The organism is Vibrio mediterranei, assembly GCF_900088415.1.
Lineage (GTDB): Bacteria > Pseudomonadota > Gammaproteobacteria > Enterobacterales > Vibrionaceae > Vibrio > Vibrio mediterranei.
Map to the genome: position 1 here is coordinate 1 of NZ_FLLQ01000014.1, position 19068 is coordinate 19068.

Genomic DNA, 19068 nt, shown 5'->3' on the forward strand with positions numbered 1-19068 from the left:
AACTAATAGATACACTAGTTGTCAGAGTGATTGTTGTCAAAGTAAATAAAGTGCACTAAAAAGCATCCAAGGTATTCATATTTAAAAACTTAATATGATTTTGATTATTTTTAGTCATTAGGATTACAACGTTTTCGTCGAGGAATAGTAACCCATTATGTGCCAGAGAAATTTCTCCTGGTCTTGGTATCGAACCTCCACCAACTAATGCAGCCATAGAACTCGAATGATGAGGGGCACGAAAAGGCCGCGTTTTCCAATTGTCTTCATTGATTTCTTGCTGCGTCAACGACGCGACCGAGGCAGTTTCCATCGCTTCTTGTTCGCTCATTTCAGGTAATAGGTCGCAAAGCCGTGAGGCCAACATGGTTTTTCCGGTTCCAGGAGGACCGAGAAAGAGTAGGTTGTGATTTCCGGCTGCGGCAATCTCTAAAGCTCTCTTTCCCTGTTGTTGGCCGATGATATCCTGTAGATCGCGTGTTTTCGGCACCATCTTTATCTGTTTAGTGTCGGTATATAGGGATAGAGCTTGTTGGCCCATCAAATACGCACAGACATCGAGTAGACCTGATGCTGATTTATGGTGCTCTCGGCCAACCAACGCCGCCTGATTACCATTGCCTTCTGGCACCACTAAGCATCGACGGCTTTTGTTAGCGGCGAGTGCAGCAGGTAAAACACCTTTGACGACTCTTAGCTCTCCAGAAAGCGCTAGCTCGCCAACAAATTCATGTGCGAGTAGCTTATCGTGAGGTAACTGATCAGATGCCGCCAAAATACCTAACGCAATAGGAAGATCAAATCGCCCTCCCTCTTTAGGCAGATCCGCTGGAGCGAGATTCACCGTGATTCTCTTCGCCGGAAACTCAAATCGTGAATTGATGATGGCACTACGTACTCGGTCTTTAGATTCCTTAACTGTCGTCTCTGGAAGTCCTACCAGTGTAAAACCGGGCATACCATTACTGATGTGGACTTCAACCGTAACCAAAGGTGCTTCAACACCAACGCTCGCTCGACTATAAATAATCGATAATCCCATGAAATCCCTTTTTCCTTCCAATTTCTCTCACTTAGATGGTTAAAAGTCAGAGTTTTATATATACCCCATGTTATACAGCCATATTTAATGCTGAGTAAATGTGAAAAAAGTATGATTTTTTGCTTGTCAGGTAACAGAAATTTGTGATACCACTAGTGACGCAAACATTTTCGTTAGAAACAACACAACGATTTAGAAACAAGATAATGACTTTTAACGCTCACTCTCACACTCTGATTAGCCTGATTATTGTGGTCCTGATTGGTACCGCACGGGGGCATGTGGGCGGAAAATAACCACGAGATTCAAAAAACCCCCGCACTGAAAAGTCCGGGGGTTTTTTTACAAACTCAAAATATAAATTTGATAGTGATCACTCATAGAAACCCTCTCGGTGGATATGACAGGAAGAAATGGAGCACACAATGTGCAATCGAACGACAAACAGTCACGACAGCAAGCGTGACACCCAAGGAGGCTATAATGACAGGTGCTGAATTAGTTGTAGCCGCATTGAGACAGCAAGGCATTGAAACGGTATTTGGCTATCCTGGTGGAGCCATCATGCCAATCTACGATGCTCTGTATGATGGTGGTGTAGAACATATCCTCTGCCGACACGAACAAGGCGCTGCAATGGCAGCCATCGGACTGGCAAGAGCCACCAAAGACGTTGCTGTTTGTATGGCCACCTCCGGCCCCGGCGCCACCAATCTCGTAACCGGCCTCGCCGACGCTTTTCTCGATTCGATCCCTCTCGTAGCTATCACTGGTCAAGTTGCCAGCTCCCATATCGGTACTGATGCATTCCAAGAAATGGATGTGATTGGTATGTCTCTCTCATGCACGAAACATAGCTATCTGGTCACGGATATTGAAGAGTTAGCTCCAACTCTTGCCGAGGCATTTGAAGTTGCTAAAACAGGCAGACCTGGCCCTGTTATTGTCGATATTGCTAAAGATGTCCAACTTGCTAATGCTCCGGTTGATGTCCTTCCCCCGTTTACGCCACCAGCGATCCCTGTTGCTTCGTCAGAGCAAGTCCAGTTAGCACAGCAACTGCTTGATCAAAGCTCTCGCCCAGTTTTGTATGTAGGTGGTGGTGTGCAACTTGCCGATGCCACAGAGTCTGTACGTGAGTTTTTACGCCTCAACCCTATGCCAAGTGTCAGCACACTAAAAGGCTTAGGTACTATTGAGAGACATGACCCACACTACTTGGGAATGTTGGGCATGCACGGTACCAAGGCCGCAAACTTAGTCGTTCAAGAATGTGACCTTTTAATCGTGGTTGGTGCTCGTTTTGATGACCGCGTGACCGGAAAACTGGATACCTTTGCTCCTCATGCAAAAGTGATTCATATCGATATTGATGCTGCGGAATTTAACAAGCTCAGACAAGCTCATGCTGCATTACGTGGTGACATAAACGTCATCTTGCCACAGCTTGAACTGTCAAAAGATATTGCTCCTTGGGTACATCACAGCGAGAGCTTACGCAGTGGTTTTAAATGGCGCTATGACCATCCAGGAGATTTAATTTTTGCTCCACTGCTCCTTAAACAGCTATCAGACATGATGCCTGAGTCTTCGATTATCTCAACGGACGTTGGCCAACACCAGATGTGGGCAGCACAACATATCCAGCCTAGATTGCCTGAGAATTTTATTACTTCGGCTGGTCTCGGCACTATGGGCTTTGGTCTTCCAGCAGCAATGGGAGCAGCAGTTGGTCGCCCTGACGACCAATCAATTCTAATTACTGGTGACGGTTCATTCATGATGAATGTTCAAGAACTAGGCACACTGAAGCGCCGTCAAATACCCGTCAAAATTGTGCTGTTAAATAACCAACGTCTTGGTATGGTTAGACAGTGGCAATCACTGTTTTTTGATGGTCGACACAGCGAAACGATTTTGGATGATAACCCTGACTTTGTCATGCTTGCTAAAGCATTCGATATCCCAGGTAAAACCATTACTCGTAAAGAAGAAGTTGAGCCTGCTCTCAAAGAAATGCTAGAGAGCAAGACCTCGTACATGCTTCACGTGTTGATAGATGAAGAAGAAAATGTATGGCCTTTGGTTCCGCCAGGCGCCTCAAATAGTGACATGTTGGAGAATACCTAATGGACAGATACTTATTAGACATCAAAGCCGATGATAAACCTGTCTTGCTAGAGCGCGTATTACGCGTTATTCGCCACCGTGGCTTTATCATTAAACAAGTGGCTGCAACACAAAACCATGAAAGTAAGATTGCCAGTGTTGAGATCATTGTTGATAGCGATCGCCCTATCACGACCTTGATCAATCAGATTGAGAAGCTTTGGGATATTCGTACCATCGAGGTGACAGAGCTTAAACACAACGAACTGACCAATCACAACCTACAAGAACAAAGTGCATAAGGAAGGAATGCTAAATGGCTAAAAGTACAGCAGATTTTATTTGGTTTAATGGTGAGATGGTTCCATGGGCTGAGGCGAACGTTCACGTCTTAACTCACGCAATGCATTATGGTACTTCTGTTTTTGAAGGGGTTCGTTGTTATAACACACCTAACGGTCCTGTGGTTTTCCGTCACCCTGAGCACGCCAAGCGTCTTAAAGATTCCGCTAAGATTTATCGCTTCCCAATTCCTTATACTGAGGAAGAAATCATGGAAGCAACCCGTGAGACACTACGCCAAAATAAGCTTGAATCCGCTTATATTCGTCCATTAGGTTTTGTCGGTAACGTTGGTCTAGGTGTTTGCCCTCCAGAAGGCACGCAAATGGAGCTCATCATTGCTGCTTTCCCTTGGGGTTCTTACCTAGGTGAAGAAGCACTGGCAAACGGTGTAGACGCAATGATCTCAAGCTGGAACCGCGCCGCGCCAAATACCATTCCAACTGCAGCAAAAGCTGGTGGTAACTATCTTTCTTCATTGCTTGTTGGCGGTGAAGCACGTCGTCACGGTTATGACGAAGGTATTGCTCTCAGTGTCGATGGTTATCTATCAGAAGGCGCTGGTGAGAACATTTTCGTAGTCAAAGATGGCGTCATCACAACACCACCAGCAACCAGCGCGATCCTACCAGGTATCACTCGCGACTCAATCATGACGATTGCCAAAGATATAGGCTACGACGTTCGTGAAGCCAACATTGCTCGTGAAGCACTTTACCTAGCAGACGAAGTATTTATGACCGGTACCGCTGCTGAAATCGTTCCGGTACGCAGCATTGATAAAATCGATGTTGGTACAGGTAAACGCGGTCCAATTACCAAAGTTATGCAAGATGCGTATTTTGGCCTATTCAATGGCACCACTGAAGATAAGTGGGGCTGGCTAGATTACGTATACCCAGAACAGAAACCAGCATCAGCAAAATAAGGAAGAAGTACAATGCCTAAATACAGATCAGCCACCACAACTCATGGTCGCAACATGGCTGGTGCTCGTGCACTTTGGCGTGCAACTGGTGTCAAAGAAGAAGATTTCGGTAAGCCAATTATTGCTGTTGTAAACTCGTTTACCCAATTTGTACCGGGACACGTTCACCTTAAAGACCTTGGCCAACTAGTCGCCAAAGAAATTGAAGAAGCGGGCGGTATTGCCAAAGAATTCAATACCATTGCTGTTGATGATGGCATCGCAATGGGTCACGGCGGAATGTTGTACTCACTGCCTTCACGTGAGCTCATTGCCGACTCTGTAGAGTATATGGTCAATGCTCACTGTGCAGACGCCATGGTATGTATCTCCAACTGCGATAAGATCACTCCGGGAATGCTGATGGCTTCAATGCGCCTGAACATTCCAGTGATCTTCGTTTCTGGCGGCCCAATGGAGGCTGGTAAAACAAAGCTTTCTGATCAGATCATCAAACTCGATCTGGTTGATGCCATGATCCAAGGTGCCGATCCTACGGTTTCTGATGAACAAAGCGAGCAAGTTGAACGTTCAGCATGTCCAACTTGTGGTTCTTGCTCAGGCATGTTCACTGCCAACTCGATGAACTGTCTAACAGAGGCTTTAGGTCTCTCTCAACCAGGTAATGGCTCACTACTTGCAACTCACGCAGACCGTGAGGTGCTGTTCAAAAATGCTGGTAAACGTATCGTTGACCTAACTAAGCGCTACTACGAGCAAGATGACGCGACTGCCCTTCCACGCAACATCGCCACCAAAGATGCTTTTGAGAACGCAATGGCGCTTGATATCGCTATGGGGGGCTCAACCAATACGGTGCTTCACCTATTAGCAGCTGCTCAAGAAGGTGAAGTGGATTTCGATATGGAAGATATCGACCAAATGTCTCGCCGCGTCCCTAACCTCTGTAAAGTGGCACCTTCCACACCTAAGTATCACATGGAAGATGTACACCGTGCTGGTGGGGTTATCGGTATTCTGGGTGAACTAAATCGTGCAGGCTTGCTTAATAGCCAAACTAATACTGTTCTTGGCCTTACGATGGAAGAACAACTCAATCAATACGACATCATGTTGACGGATTCCGAGGAAATTAAGTCGTTCTACCGCGCAGGTCCTGCTGGTATTCGCACCACTCAAGCATTCTCTCAAGATTGTCGCTGGGATACTTTAGATGATGATCGTGAGAATGGCTGTATTCGCACAAAAGACAACGCCTATAGCCAAGATGGTGGTCTCGCAGTGCTGAAAGGTAATATTGCTCTAGATGGCTGTATTGTTAAAACGGCAGGTGTAGATGAAGGCAGCCTGGTATTCCAAGGCCCTGCTGTTGTTTTTGAAAGCCAAGAAGATGCGGTTGATGGCATTTTGGGTGGTAAAGTAAAAGCAGGCGATGTTGTGGTTATTCGCTATGAAGGACCAAAAGGCGGTCCGGGTATGCAAGAAATGTTGTACCCAACCACATACCTAAAATCGATGGGCCTTGGTAAAGAGTGTGCACTTCTTACTGATGGTCGATTCTCTGGCGGTACTTCTGGCCTATCTATCGGTCACGCCTCTCCGGAAGCGGCAAATGGCGGTACTATTGGCCTTGTCAAAGACGGCGACACTATTAGCATTGATATCCCGTCACGCAGCATCACATTGGATGTCGCTGAATCTGAGCTTGCTACTCGACGCGCAGAGCAAGACAAGTTGGGCTGGAAACCTGCTGATCGCGAACGTACGGTCTCTTTAGCACTTAAAGCTTACGCTAACCTTGCAACCAGTGCAGACAAAGGTGCGGTGCGCGATAAGTCGAAACTCGAGGGCTAACAACAATGAGTGCAGCAGATAATCATCCTGAGTCTGGCGCAGATTATCTGCGCCAGATACTCAGAGCACCAGTTTATGAAGTGGCGACCGTAACGCCACTTCAAGAAATGCCAAGATTGGCAGCACGCATCGGCAACCAGGTTCAAATCAAGCGTGAAGATCGCCAGCCTGTGCACTCGTTCAAGTTGCGCGGCGCCTACAACATGGTGGCTAATCTAACTGATGAGCAAAAACGTGCAGGTGTGATTGCCGCCTCAGCGGGTAACCATGCTCAAGGCATGGCACTATCTGGCACGAAACTGGGCATCAATACCACCATTGTGATGCCTAAAACCACCCCTGATATCAAGGTTGAAGCGGTTCGTGGCTTTGGTGGTAACGTCGTTCTGCATGGCAGTAATTTTGATGAAGCCAAAGCCGAAGCACAGCGTCTGTCAGAAGAACATGGCTACACCTTTGTGCCGCCTTTCGATCATCCATTGGTGATTGCGGGGCAAGGCACCATTGGTATGGAAATGCTGCAGCAAAATGGTCACCTCGACTATATTTTCGTTCCTGTTGGCGGTGGTGGTCTAGCTGCGGGTGTTGCGGTCTTGGTCAAACAACTGATGCCTGAGATAAAAGTCATTGCTGTTGAACCGGAAGATTCTGCCTGTCTTAAAGCTGCGATGGATGCTGGAGAACCTGTAGTACTCGATCAGGTCAGTATGTTTGCAGACGGTGTTGCGGTTAAAATCATTGGTAATGAAACCTTCCGACTGTGCCAGAAATATATTGATGGCCACATTACGGTTTCTAGCGATGAAATCTGTGCCGCAGTGAAAGACATCTTTGAAGATACTCGCGCTATTGCCGAGCCATCCGGTGCACTGGCACTTGCTGGTCTGAAAAAGTTTGCTGAGCAAAATCAACTGCAAGGTAAACAGCTAGGCACAGTGCTTTCGGGTGCTAATACCAATTTCCACGGCTTGCGTTATGTCTCTGAACGTTGTGAACTCGGTGAAAAACGTGAAGGTATACTAGCGGTGACCATTCCAGAGCGCCAAGGCGCCTTCTTCGAGTTCTGCAATATTATTGGTGGCCGAGCAGTTACTGAGTTTAACTACCGATACAACGATGACAAATTGGCCAACATTTTCGTCGGTGTGCGTCTCGTAGGTGGTCAAGAAGAATTGGATGGCATCATTAGTGATCTCAGAGCGAGTGGCTACCCTGTGGTTGACCTCTCTGACGATGAAATGGCAAAACTGCACATTCGCTATATGATTGGTGGCAGACCGTCAAAACAGCTTAAAGAACGCCTATATAGTTTTGAGTTCCCAGAGTATCCAGGAGCGCTACTTAAGTTCTTAAGCACGTTAGGGACACATTGGAATATCAGCTTATTCAATTATCGTAACCAAGGCGCAGATTACGGTCGAGTTTTATGTGGTTTTGAATTGGAAGATAGTGATTTGAATGAGTTCTCGGCTCATCTGAGAGAACTGGGCTACCAATGCAAAGACGAGACCGATAATCCATCTTATAAGTTCTTTTTATCTTAATCAGAAAATGGGAAGTGGCTGCTTCCCATTTTTATTTCAACCAATCGCGATACAGCTGAGCTTCATCCCCTAGGTACTCTACCATCCAATCCAATAGATTATGATTATCGTGCTTTCTCCACACCAAGCAACACTCACTTGGCGCTTGAGCATCTTCGAGAGTTCGCTCCACCAGCATGCCGTAGTCGATAAGTGGCTGAGCAATGTGCCTAGGCATGTAACCAATGCCTACGTTCTTTTTCAAACACTCGATGGCAGTAAACCAATTGGGTAACAATAACCGCCGCTGTTGCGGGTAGTGCTCATTGTGACGCTTAGGTAATACTCGCGACGTATCATCAATGCAAATGGCGGTAAATTGACTGACGAAATCTTCATCCAGTTGCGCCTGATTGGCACATGGATGCGAGGGCGACATAACCAGAGCCCAGTCTAGGCTGCCTATTTTCTTAACGCCATATTCACCACTGACAGGAATCGCACTCGTCGCGCCAATCACAATGTCTGCTCGTTGCTGAGAAATAGCCTCCCAAGAGCCGTTATAGACCTCCATATTGATCTGCAGCTCAGCAAACTCAAACTCCTGATAGAAATCTTCAATCAGATCAGACAGCTTATCTACTCTAACCACATTATCTAAGGTCAGCTTTAAGCTATTTTGCCACCCCAGAGCTGTACGTCGTGTCTGGTGAGTAAGTTCATCCATTTTGCGCAGCATTTGCCGAGCTTCCACTATGAAGACTTCACCGGCCGAGGTTAACTCAACCTTTCTTGGTAGCCGAGTAAACAGTTTTACCCCGAGTTCTTGTTCAATCTGTCGCACACTGTAGCTAATCGCAGAAGGCACTTTATGCAATACCTCAGCGGCAGCGCTAAAGCTTCCTAATCGAGCAACCACATCTAGCATTTCTAATGATGAGCGAGAATACATACTTTAGCTTTCAAATTTTTTGATAGATAACTACAAAATATAGCGTTTTATTTTTCTAAGATCCAAAAATAGAATACACACCATCAGCAGTATGGGCTGGCGCCAATTCATTCCTGTGAAAATATTTCAAGGAATAACAATGAAAATAACTAAACTACAACTCATCTATCTTGCGACCTTATCCATGTTGGGCTTCATAGCTACCGACATGTATTTGCCTGCGTTTAAACTCATTGAGCAAGATTTTGCGACTGGACCAGAACAGATTGCTCTGTCATTGACGGTCTTTTTAGTCGGTATGGGGCTGGGTCAGTTCCTATGGGGACTAGCCAGTGACCGTTTCGGACACCGTAAAACCCTATTTGCAGGACTCGTTATCTTTACGATTGCCTCGGTAGGCTTAGCTTGGAGCCAAGAAGTATGGCACCTGCTGGCACTGCGCATGCTACAAGCTATTGGTGTCTGTGCGCCAGCTGTGATTTGGCAGTCTATGGTGATCGACAAATTCGATAAAAAAACAAGCCAGCAGATATTTGCCACTATTATGCCTCTCGTCGCCCTGTCTCCGGCACTAGCTCCTCAACTTGGCGTGTTATTAACTGAATTATGGGGATGGCATAGCATCTTTGTCGTACTGGCGATCACTGGCGCTCTACTAGCCATGATCACCTTATCGATGAAAGATCATAAAAAAGCAGAGCGTAAACAATCATCTGTTGGTGCTGATCTTAAGAGTTTATTAGGGTCACGTGAGTATGTGGGCAACGTGATGTTGTTCTCTGTCGCTTCTGCTGCGTTTTTCGCCTACCTAACCGGTATGCCAGAGATTATGAGCCAGCTGGGCTATTCGGCAAAAGACATTGGTTTGAGCTTCATTCCACAAACCATCGCATTTATGCTCGGTGGCTATATGGGCAAGAAATTGGTGGCTAAATTAGGTGATGACGCGGTACTGAAACAGCTACTAGGACTGGAGACGGTCGCTATACTGTTAGTATTTGCTGCGTGTCAGTGGGAGCTAACCAGCGTATGGCCAATTCTAGCGCCATTCTGCTTACTTGCAGTCGCTAATGGGGCACTGTATCCAATTGTTGTTAACCGTGCACTATCAAGCGCACCACATTGTTCAGCAACTGCGGCAGGTCTACAAAATAGCTTACAGATTGGTATTAGTAGTTTAGCCAGTGCGCTAGTTGCAGCATTTGCCGTTGTCGCTCAATCAGCGGTAGGCTATGTGATTCTTGGTTGTTTAGCATTAATGTGGGTCGGTTACCTGATCGCAACACCAGCACTAACCGAAGAACTGACAATACCGGATAACTCACGAGTAGTGAGCGACGAGTAATCAAAAATGGGTGACCAAGTCACCCATTTTTCTAACATTAAAGACTTTTCAGCCCCCACTTTTTCGCAGTTTCTTCAAAGAAACCCTGCGTTTTTTTCAGCTCTACCCAATGATTCACATAGTTAATCCAAACTTGGTCACTTTGTGGTAACAGCATCGAAATCGGTGTCGGCTTGCGAGGTTCCTCAACAGGTACAATGGCAAGTTGCTTGAACTTGGTTACTAACGTTGCCGCTTCCACATTTGACGTCACTGACACATCGGCACGACGCGCGAGTAATTCTTGGAAGTCACGAGCAGGAGCTTCAATCACGATGTGCTCAGCATCAGGAAAAAAGTCTTTCACCATTTTCTCTTGTACAGTACCAAGTGTGGCAGCCACTTTGACATCAGGTTTGTTAAAATCAGCCCAATCAGAGAATTTCTCTAAATCTTTCTTTTGAACTACGGGGACAAATGCCAGATAGAAATAAGGCTGGCTGTATCCCGCCACTTTAGCACGAGACATGTTAAGCGACGCACTACCCGTCATATCGTATTTGTTGGCAGTAATACCGTTTACTAACGTTTTCCAATCCGTTGCCACATACTCCACTTTAACACCAAGATCTTTTGCAAGTTCTGTCGTCACATCAATATCGAAACCACGATACGAATTGGTCGCAGGATCTTTCATGGTCATCGGGTTCCAGTCACCCGTTGTACCCACACGCAATACACCTGAATCTAAGATCTTCTGCAGACGACTGGTTTCAGCTGCTACCTGACCGATAGAAAGAAAAGTAATAATAAAACCCAGAATCCACTTCTTCATTGAATAGTCCCTAAAATTATTAAACATTAGTGGTACATCCTTGATAACATAGCAGTAACAGATGGATTTTTCAGGAATAATTAGGGACGATTGTGAGCTATCGATTACTTGCTGTTGTTTTGTGCCTACCACTATTAAGTGGCTGTTCTGAGTATGAATGGGGTTGGTATGTGCTTGATCCCTCTACTGAACAAGGAAAAACTAACCTCGCTTTCCTACTAGCGGGCTTCAAGGACACTATCTATGTCTCCTTGCTAAGTATGGTGTTTGCCATGCTTATAGGCCTGCTTGTTGCCTTTCCAGCCTTGTCAGAGAAGCCTTGGCTGCGCGCTATTAATCGAGTTTATGTCGAAGTGATTCGCTCCATCCCGGTTCTAGTTTTGTTACTTTGGGTGTACTACGGCATGCCCACGTTATTAGACATTTCTCTCAACCATTTTTGGGCAGGAGTGATAGCACTTACTATCGCGGAAAGTGCCTTTATGGCAGAAGTGTTCCGTGGCGGTATTCAGGCGGTGACTCGTGGTCAGCATGAAGCTGCTGAATCACTCGGTCTCAATTATTGGCAGAAGATGCGACTGGTTATCTTGCCACAAGCCTTTCGTCAGATACTACCACCGCTGGGTAACCAGTTTGTCTATATCCTCAAAATGTCATCATTAGTTAGCGTTATTGGACTAAGTGACCTAACTAGACGCGCCAATGAGCTGGTTGTAAATGAGTACTTACCTTTAGAAATCTATACGTTTTTGGTGCTCGAGTACTTAGTGTTAATACTATTGGTATCACAAGCTGTACGCTGGCTAGAAAAGCGTATTGCTATTCCAAGCCACTAACCATAAGTATGAAGAGACAAAAAAGGGCCTCAATGAGGCCCTTTCTAATGGAAGAGTTTACTTCTGTTTGGTTGGACGCTGCCATCCTGTGATTTTGCGCTCTTTTGCGCGAGTAATCACTAACTCACCTTCTGCTACGTCTTTGGTTAACGTGGTGCCCGCACCAATCGTCGCCCCATCAGCGATAGTCACAGGAGCAATTAGTTGACTGTCAGAACCGACAAACACGTCATTACCGATAATCGTCTTAAACTTATTTGCACCGTCGTAGTTGCAAGTAATAACACCTGCACCAACGTTAGTACGCTGGCCAATGTCGGCATCACCTAGGTAAGTTAAGTGATTAGCTTTCGAACCTTCACCTAGACGCGCATTTTTCACTTCTACGAAATTGCCAACGTGCGAATCATTACGTAAATCCGCTCCAGGGCGTAAACGTGTAAATGGACCAACAGTACACTCCTCACCAACTGTCGCGCCCTCGATTACGCTGTAGGGGCGTACAAGGGTGTTATCGTCGATTTCACAGTCTTTCAGTACGCAACCCGCACCAATAACTACGTTATCGCCAAGAGTAACACTGCCTTCGATGATGACATTGGTATCGATTTCTACATCCATACCACACTGTAGCTGACCACGAAGATCAAAACGTGCAGGGTCGCGTAGCATAACCCCCTGCTCTAGTAGTTTCTGCGCTTGCATGGATTGAAACGCACGTTCTAAACGAGCCAGCTGAGCACGGTCATTTACACCTTCCACCTCAATCGGGTTTGCCGGGTGAACGGCTTCTACCGCACGACCTTCATTATGAGCGGCAGCAATCACATCTGTCAGGTAGTACTCACCTTGTGCGTTATCATTGCTTAGACCGGATAACCAACGCTTAAGATCGCCACCAGTTGCCACCATCACACCTGTGTTGATCTCTTTAATCAGCTTTTGCTCTTCTGTGGCGTCTTTTTGCTCAACGATCGCAACGACAGGACCATTCTTACGCACGATACGACCATAACCCATCGGGTTATTAAGGACGACGGTGAGCAAAGCGATACCACCTGTAGGCTGAGCATCTAATAGGTTTTCAATAGTCTCTTCGGAAATAAGAGGCACATCACCGTAGAGGACCAGCACTTTTTCATCATCTGCAAAATGAGGAGACGCCTGATCAACTGCATGACCGGTGCCTAACTGATCAGCTTGTAGCACCCAGTTCACCTTTTCTTGCTGCAAAGCTGATTGCATCATTTCACCACCATGGCCATAAACAAGGTGGATATTCTGAGAACCTAGGCTTTCACAAGTATCGATGACATGTTTTACCATCGGCTTGCCGGCAAGTGTATGCAACACTTTTGGCTTATTGGAATACATGCGGGTTCCTTTCCCCGCAGCAAGAACAACTGCACTGAATTTCATTATTATCAAACCATTGACGTTAATTAAGCTAACGTCATTCTAACGATGAATCACAGCAGTGTTAAATGGATTGAATAAATTTCTGATAAAAATTAAGCAAAAAGGCGACCCTTAGGTCGCCTTTTTCATCGCGGTTAGTTCAGTTTAACTGAATTAACGACGTTTTTTTGTCAGCTCGATTACTCGAAGCTGAGCAATGGCTTTAGCCAGTTCACTGGCCGCTTGCGCGAAGTCCATGTCGCCATGCTGATTAGAAATAGATTCTTCAGCTTTGCGCTTGGCTTCTTCCGCCTTCGCTGCGTCTAGTTCTTCACCACGAATTGCTGTATCAGCCAACACAGTCGCTGTGCCTGGCTGAACTTCAACAATACCACCAGAGACATAAATGAACTCTTCATGGCCGTGCTGTTTAACGATACGCACCATACCAGGCTTGATAGCGGTCAGCAGCGGTGTGTGACCATGGAAAATACCAAGTTCACCTTCGCTACCGGACACCTGGAACGTTTCTACGCGGCCAGAGAAAAGCTTTTTCTCAGCGCTTACTACGTCTAGGTGAAAGGTTATTGCTGCCATATCGCCTCCTATTTAGCCTTATAGCTTCTTAGCATTCTCGATAGCATCGTCGATAGTACCGCAGTACATGAACGCTTGCTCTGGAATGTCATCGTAGTCACCAGCTAGTAGACCTTTGAAGCCACGTAGAGTCTCTTTAAGAGGTACGTAGATGCCTGGGTCGCCAGTAAATACTTCCGCTACGTGGTAAGGCTGAGTTAGGAAACGCTCAATCTTACGAGCACGAGATACAACTTGCTTATCTTCTTCAGATAGCTCGTCCATACCTAGGATCGCGATGATGTCTTTCAGCTCTTTATAACGCTGCAGTGTTTGCTGCACACCACGAGCTACCTCGTAGTGCTCTTGACCAACGACTAGTGGATCAAGCATACGAGATGTTGAATCTAGTGGGTCAATCGCTGGGTATAGACCCATAGCAGCGATGTTACGGTTAAGTACAACCGTTGCATCCAAGTGCGCGAACGTTGTTGCTGGAGACGGGTCAGTCAAGTCATCCGCTGGTACGTATACCGCCTGTACAGACGTGATAGAACCAGTTTTTGTTGACGTGATACGTTCCTGTAGTACACCCATCTCTTCTGCAAGAGTTGGCTGGTAACCTACCGCAGATGGCATACGACCTAGAAGTGCCGATACCTCTGTACCTGCAAGTGTGTAACGGTAGATGTTATCAACGAACAGTAGTACGTCACGACCTTCGTCACGGAACTTCTCTGCCATTGTTAGACCAGTCAGTGCAACACGTAGACGGTTACCTGGTGGCTCGTTCATCTGACCGTAAACCATTGCTACTTTTGATTCTTCAGGCTTCTCAACGTTTACAACGCCCGCTTCCTGCATCTCAAAGTAGAAGTCGTTACCTTCACGAGTACGCTCACCTACACCCGCAAACACGGATAGACCTGAGTGTTGTAGTGCGATGTTGTTGATAAGCTCCATCATGTTAACGGTCTTACCTACACCTGCACCACCGAATAGACCGATTTTACCACCCTTAGCGAATGGACAAACCAAGTCGATTACTTTAACACCCGTTTCTAGAAGAGCGACTTCGTTAGATTGCTCTTCGTAGCTTGGCGCTTCACGGTGAATCGCATAGCTTTCTTCTGCACCGATCTCACCACACTCGTCAATCGCATCACCAAGTACGTTCATGATACGACCAAGAGTCTTAGTACCTACTGGTACTGAGATTGGCGCGCCTGTGTTCTCTACTGTTACGCCACGACGTAAACCATCAGAGCTACCCATTACGATACAACGAACTACGCCACCGCCTAGCTGTTGTTGAACTTCAAGAACAAGACGCTCTTTAGAGTCCGTTACGTTTAGAGCATCGTATACACTTGGTACGTCACTCTGTGGGAACTCTACGTCGACTACCGCACCGATGATCTGTACGATCTTACCTGTAGCCATCGTTAATCCTCTAATCTATTTCGTTTTACCTAAGCTTAAACCGCAGCTGCGCCGCCAACGATTTCTGATAGTTCTTGTGTGATAGCCGCTTGACGCGCCTTGTTATACACAAGCTCTAGATCATCAATCAAGTTGGTCGCATTGTCCGTTGCAGCTTTCATTGCAATCATTCGAGCCGCTTGCTCACAAGCAAGGTTCTCTACCACACCTTGATACACTTGAGATTCGATATAACGAAGCAATAGTGCGTCTAGTAGTGGTTTTGGCTCAGGCTCATAAATGTAGCCCCATGAATGTTCGCGCTGCATCTCTTCACTGTCAGATTTAGGCAGAGGTAGCAATTGATCGATCGTTGGTTCCTGAATCATAGTGTTCACAAAGTGGTTATACACTACGTACAGGCGATCCAATTCGCCTTCGTCATACTTCTTCAGCATAACGCCTACCGTACCGATTAGGTCTTCTAGACTTGGCTCATCACCCAGACCAGATACCTGTGCCGCTACTTTTGCGCCGCTGTTGTTAAAGAATGCTGTCGCCTTTGAGCCGATAATAGCTAACTCGATTTCAGCACCTTTATCTTTCCAACCTTGCATCTCTACAATGGCTTTTTTAAACAAGTTAATGTTCAAGCCACCACAAAGACCACGGTCAGTAGAAATAATGACATAACCAACACGCTTGGCTTCACGCTCTTCTAGGTACGGATGTTGGTACTCTAGGTTTGCGTTTGCCAAATGACCGATCACTTTACGCATAGTTTCAGCGTATGGACGAGAAGCTTCACGCGCATCTTGCGAACGACGCATTTTTGAAGCTGCTACCATTTCCATCGCTTTCGTAATTTTCTGAGTGCTTTTAACACTACCGATTTTATTACGTATCTCTTTTGCGCCGGCCATCGTTACTCTCCATAAGTGGTGACCAAAAGGTCACCCACCAATTACCAAGTCTGAGTTGCTTTGAAATCGTCAGTCAGTTTCTTAAGCTGAGCTTCGATATCATCGTTGTAAGCACCCGTAGTGTTGATCTCTTTTGCAAGATCAGCATATTGACTGTGAGCATACGATAGAAGCGCTGCTTCGAAGTCTAGAATCTTGTTGATTTCAACATCATCTAGGTAGCCGCGCTCAACAGCAAAGATAACTAGTGCTTGGTCAAATACAGACATTGGAGCATATTGCTTCTGCTTCATTAGTTCTGTAACTTTTTGACCGTGGCTTAGCTGACGCTTAGTTGCTTCATCTAGATCAGATGAGAACTGTGCGAATGCCGCTAGTTCACGATAAGCCGCTAGTGCAGTACGGATACCGCCAGATAGCTTCTTAATGATCTTAGTCTGTGCTGAACCACCTACACGAGATACTGAGATACCTGGGTCAACCGCTGGGCGAACACCCGCGTTGAAGGCTTCAGTTTGTAGGAAGATCTGACCATCGGTAATCGAGATTACGTTTGTCGGTACGAATGCAGAAACGTCACCTGCTTGAGTTTCAATGATAGGAAGAGCAGTCAAAGAACCAGTCTTACCTTTCACTTCACCGTTAGTGAAACGCTCTACGTACTCTTCGTTTACACGAGCTGCACGCTCTAGTAGACGTGAGTGGAGGTAGAATACGTCACCTGGGAATGCCTCACGGCCTGGTGGACGTTTAAGTAGTAGAGAGATCTGACGGTAAGCTACCGCTTGCTTAGATAGATCATCATAAACAATCAGAGCGTCTTCACCGCGGTCACGGAAGTACTCACCCATTGCACAACCAGAGTATGGCGCAAGATATTGCAGTGCAGCAGATTCAGATGCAGATGCTACAACAACGATAGTGTTTTGTAGTGCACCGTGCTCTTCCAGTTTACGCACAACGTTTGCGATTGTAGATGCCTTCTGGCCAATCGCTACGTAGATAGAGAAGATACCAGAGTCTTTCTGGTTGATGATTGCATCGATCGCCATAGCGGTTTTACCGATCTGACGGTCACCGATGATAAGCTCACGCTGACCACGACCGATTGGGATCATTGAGTCAACTGACTTATAACCAGTTTGTACTGGCTGATCAACCGATTTACGGTCGATTACACCCGGTGCAATCACTTCAACTGGTGACGTAAGTTTAGCTTCAATTGGACCTTTACCATCAATTGGCTCACCTAGCGTGTTTACAACACGACCAAGCAATTCTGGACCAACTGGTACTTCAAGAATACGACCAGTACCTGTTACTTTCATGCCTTCCTTAAGGTCAGCATATGGGCCCATTACTACCGCACCAACCGAGTCACGCTCAAGGTTAAGTGCTAGTGCATAACGGCCACCCGGTAATTCAATCATTTCACCTTGCATCACGTCCGCTAGGCCGTGAATGCGAATGATACCATCGCTTACCGATACGATAGTACCTTCATTACGAGCTTCACTCACAACATCGAAAGATTCGATACGCTGCTTGATTAGGTCGCTAATTTCTGTGGAATTAAGTTGCATGCTCCAATCCCCATCAAGACTGCATTGCTTCACTCAGGCGGTTCAAACGACCACGTGCTGAGTTGTCAATTACAAGATCTCCGGCTCGAATAATAACCCCACCAAGTAGGGTCTCATCTACACTGCAATTCAGCTTAACTTTGCGTTCTAGACGCTTCTCAAGTTTGTCGCTGATCGCTGCAAGTTGCTCGTCGTTTAGAGCTGACGCTGAAATCACTTCAACATCAATTTGTTTTTCTAGCTCTTTTTTGAAAGCTACAAACTCTTCTAACACATACGGCAAGGCTGCTAGTCGACCATTTTCAGCCATAACTTTAATCAAGTTTTGACCGAATTCATCAAACTGTTCACCACCAACGGCAATGAAGATATCAGCGACTTTTTTCGCCGTTACAGAACCTGATAACAGGTCTGCAATCTCTTCATTCTTGGTAATTTCAGCGGCAAAAGTTAACATTTCAACCCATTGGTCTAATGCTTGCTTTTCTACCGCAAAGTCAAATGCTGCTTTAGCATAGGGGCGTGCGATTGTAGTCAATTCAGACATATGCGCCCCTCGCCTTAAAGTTTCGCAGTAATATTGTCGAGAATATCTTTTTGCGCATCCTTATCGATACTACGCTCAAGAATCTTCTCAGCACCAGCTACAGCCAGAGTTGCAACTTGTTTGCGCAGCTCATCACGGGCACGGTTACGTTCAGCTTCAATTTCTGCTTCAGCTTGAGCAAGAATCTTTTGGCGTTCTGCCAAAGCTTCTTCACGAGCTTCATCAACAATTTGTGCTTTACGCTTGTTTGCCTGTTCAATGACCTCTGTTGCAGTGCGCTTCGCTTCCTTCATTTGGTCAGAAGCGTTGGCTTGTGCTAGATCCAAGTCTTTAGCAGCGCGCTCAGCGGCTACTAGACCGTCAGCAATTTTTTTCTGACGTTCTTCAATCGCATTCATGATTGGTGGCCATACATACTTCATGCAGAACCACACAAATAGTGCGAATGAGATTGCTTGACCTAGCAGAGTTGCGTTCATATTCACAACAGCTACCCCTCTAATGGTTCATTGACGAGCTAAAGTTTAATCAGGTGACAAGTCCGAAACTTGTCTGAGAAAAAGCTGATTAACCTAGCTGACCAACGAATGGGTTCGCGAATGTGAATAGCAGTGCGATAACAACACCGATCATAGGAACCGCATCAAGTAGACCTGCGATGATGAACATCTTAACTTGAAGCATCGGAGCCATTTCAGGTTGACGAGCCGCGCCTTCAAGGAATTTACCACCTAGAAGACCAAAACCGATCGCCGTACCAAATGCTGCCATACCGATAATGATACCTACGGCGATTGCAGAAAAGCTCAGTAAAGTTTCCATTACTATCTCCAATTTATAGTTGTTGGCTTAAATTTGCCCAAATAAAAAGCGT

At 46.1% G+C, this 19068-nt stretch carries 17 protein-coding genes and 1 pseudogene; 7 read left to right on the plus strand and 11 right to left on the minus strand.

Translation table 11 applies throughout. The features are described from left to right. Window positions 1-133: 133 nt before the first annotated feature. Window positions 134-1042, minus strand: a pseudogene (locus tag VME0621_RS24390) (YifB family Mg chelatase-like AAA ATPase); the annotation flags it as partial. A 483-nt stretch (window positions 1043-1525) separates the two neighbouring features. Between VME0621_RS24390 and ilvG the strand changes: the two are divergent. From ilvG to ilvA, 5 genes are read left to right on the plus strand one after another with little or no spacing between them, the layout of a single operon-like run. Then, window positions 1526-3172 carry an acetolactate synthase 2 catalytic subunit gene (gene ilvG, locus VME0621_RS24395; protein ID WP_038224147.1) on the plus strand — a complete coding sequence of 549 codons (1647 nt, stop codon included), beginning with the start codon at window positions 1526-1528 and terminating at the stop codon, window positions 3170-3172. Further along, on the plus strand, window positions 3172-3453 hold the full coding sequence (gene ilvM, locus VME0621_RS24400; RefSeq protein ID WP_006073039.1) for an acetolactate synthase 2 small subunit: 282 nt from the start codon (window positions 3172-3174) through the stop codon (window positions 3451-3453). The genes ilvG and ilvM overlap by 1 nt, the downstream gene beginning before the upstream one ends. Before the next feature lie 14 nt (window positions 3454-3467). Continuing rightward, complete coding sequence (locus VME0621_RS24405; RefSeq protein WP_062463343.1) at window positions 3468-4421, plus strand: branched-chain amino acid transaminase; 954 nt, start codon at window positions 3468-3470, stop codon at window positions 4419-4421. A gap of 12 nt (window positions 4422-4433) precedes the next feature. Then, window positions 4434-6275 (plus strand): dihydroxy-acid dehydratase, encoded by a 1842-nt coding sequence (ilvD, locus tag VME0621_RS24410; protein WP_062463347.1) that lies wholly within the window; start codon window positions 4434-4436, stop codon window positions 6273-6275. 5 nt (window positions 6276-6280) lie between these two features. After that, window positions 6281-7819 (plus strand): threonine ammonia-lyase, biosynthetic, encoded by a 1539-nt coding sequence (ilvA, locus tag VME0621_RS24415; protein WP_038224153.1) that lies wholly within the window; start codon window positions 6281-6283, stop codon window positions 7817-7819. Window positions 7820-7850: 31 nt separating this feature from the next. On the opposite strand, the gene punR is transcribed toward ilvA, so the two are convergent. Next, a complete protein-coding gene (punR, locus tag VME0621_RS24420) occupies window positions 7851-8750 on the minus strand; it encodes a DNA-binding transcriptional activator PunR (protein ID WP_062463350.1) in 900 nt (299 codons plus the stop codon). 91 nt (window positions 8751-8841) lie between these two features. Between punR and punC the strand changes: the two genes are divergently transcribed. Next, the gene (punC, locus tag VME0621_RS24425) at window positions 8842-10095 is read left to right on the plus strand and encodes a purine nucleoside transporter PunC (RefSeq protein ID WP_219906997.1); all 1254 of its coding nucleotides are present in this window, start codon (window positions 8842-8844) and stop codon (window positions 10093-10095) included. 37 nt (window positions 10096-10132) lie between these two features. Here the strand turns inward: punC and VME0621_RS24430 are convergent, their stop codons facing one another. Further along, entirely contained in the window at window positions 10133-10909 is a 777-nt protein-coding gene (locus VME0621_RS24430) for a transporter substrate-binding domain-containing protein (RefSeq protein WP_038224159.1), read from the minus strand. Between the two features lie 92 nt (window positions 10910-11001). On the opposite strand from VME0621_RS24430, the gene VME0621_RS24435 reads away from it, so the two are divergent. After that, on the plus strand, window positions 11002-11745 hold the full coding sequence (locus tag VME0621_RS24435) for an amino acid ABC transporter permease (RefSeq protein WP_062463354.1): 744 nt from the start codon (window positions 11002-11004) through the stop codon (window positions 11743-11745). Between the two features lie 57 nt (window positions 11746-11802). On the opposite strand, the gene glmU is transcribed toward VME0621_RS24435, so the two are convergent. The 8 genes from glmU to atpE form a co-directional block, all read right to left on the minus strand. Next, a complete protein-coding gene (gene glmU / locus VME0621_RS24440; protein WP_062463357.1) occupies window positions 11803-13164 on the minus strand; it encodes a bifunctional UDP-N-acetylglucosamine diphosphorylase/glucosamine-1-phosphate N-acetyltransferase GlmU in 1362 nt (453 codons plus the stop codon). A 153-nt stretch (window positions 13165-13317) separates the two neighbouring features. Then, on the minus strand, window positions 13318-13740 hold the full coding sequence (locus VME0621_RS24445) for a F0F1 ATP synthase subunit epsilon (RefSeq protein ID WP_062463360.1): 423 nt from the start codon (window positions 13738-13740) through the stop codon (window positions 13318-13320). A gap of 18 nt (window positions 13741-13758) precedes the next feature. Continuing rightward, on the minus strand, window positions 13759-15162 hold the full coding sequence (gene atpD / locus VME0621_RS24450; RefSeq protein ID WP_006073055.1) for a F0F1 ATP synthase subunit beta: 1404 nt from the start codon (window positions 15160-15162) through the stop codon (window positions 13759-13761). Window positions 15163-15197: 35 nt separating this feature from the next. Continuing rightward, entirely contained in the window at window positions 15198-16064 is an 867-nt protein-coding gene (atpG, locus tag VME0621_RS24455) for a F0F1 ATP synthase subunit gamma (protein WP_006073057.1), read from the minus strand. 41 nt (window positions 16065-16105) lie between these two features. Further along, entirely contained in the window at window positions 16106-17647 is a 1542-nt protein-coding gene (gene atpA / locus VME0621_RS24460) for a F0F1 ATP synthase subunit alpha (protein WP_006073059.1), read from the minus strand. A gap of 13 nt (window positions 17648-17660) precedes the next feature. Further along, window positions 17661-18194, minus strand: coding sequence for a F0F1 ATP synthase subunit delta (gene atpH / locus VME0621_RS24465; protein ID WP_006073061.1), 534 nt, complete (start codon window positions 18192-18194; stop codon window positions 17661-17663). A 14-nt stretch (window positions 18195-18208) separates the two neighbouring features. Next, on the minus strand, window positions 18209-18679 hold the full coding sequence (atpF, locus tag VME0621_RS24470) for a F0F1 ATP synthase subunit B (RefSeq protein WP_006073063.1): 471 nt from the start codon (window positions 18677-18679) through the stop codon (window positions 18209-18211). 82 nt (window positions 18680-18761) lie between these two features. Continuing rightward, entirely contained in the window at window positions 18762-19016 is a 255-nt protein-coding gene (gene atpE / locus VME0621_RS24475; protein ID WP_006073065.1) for a F0F1 ATP synthase subunit C, read from the minus strand. Window positions 19017-19068 lie beyond the last annotated feature (52 nt).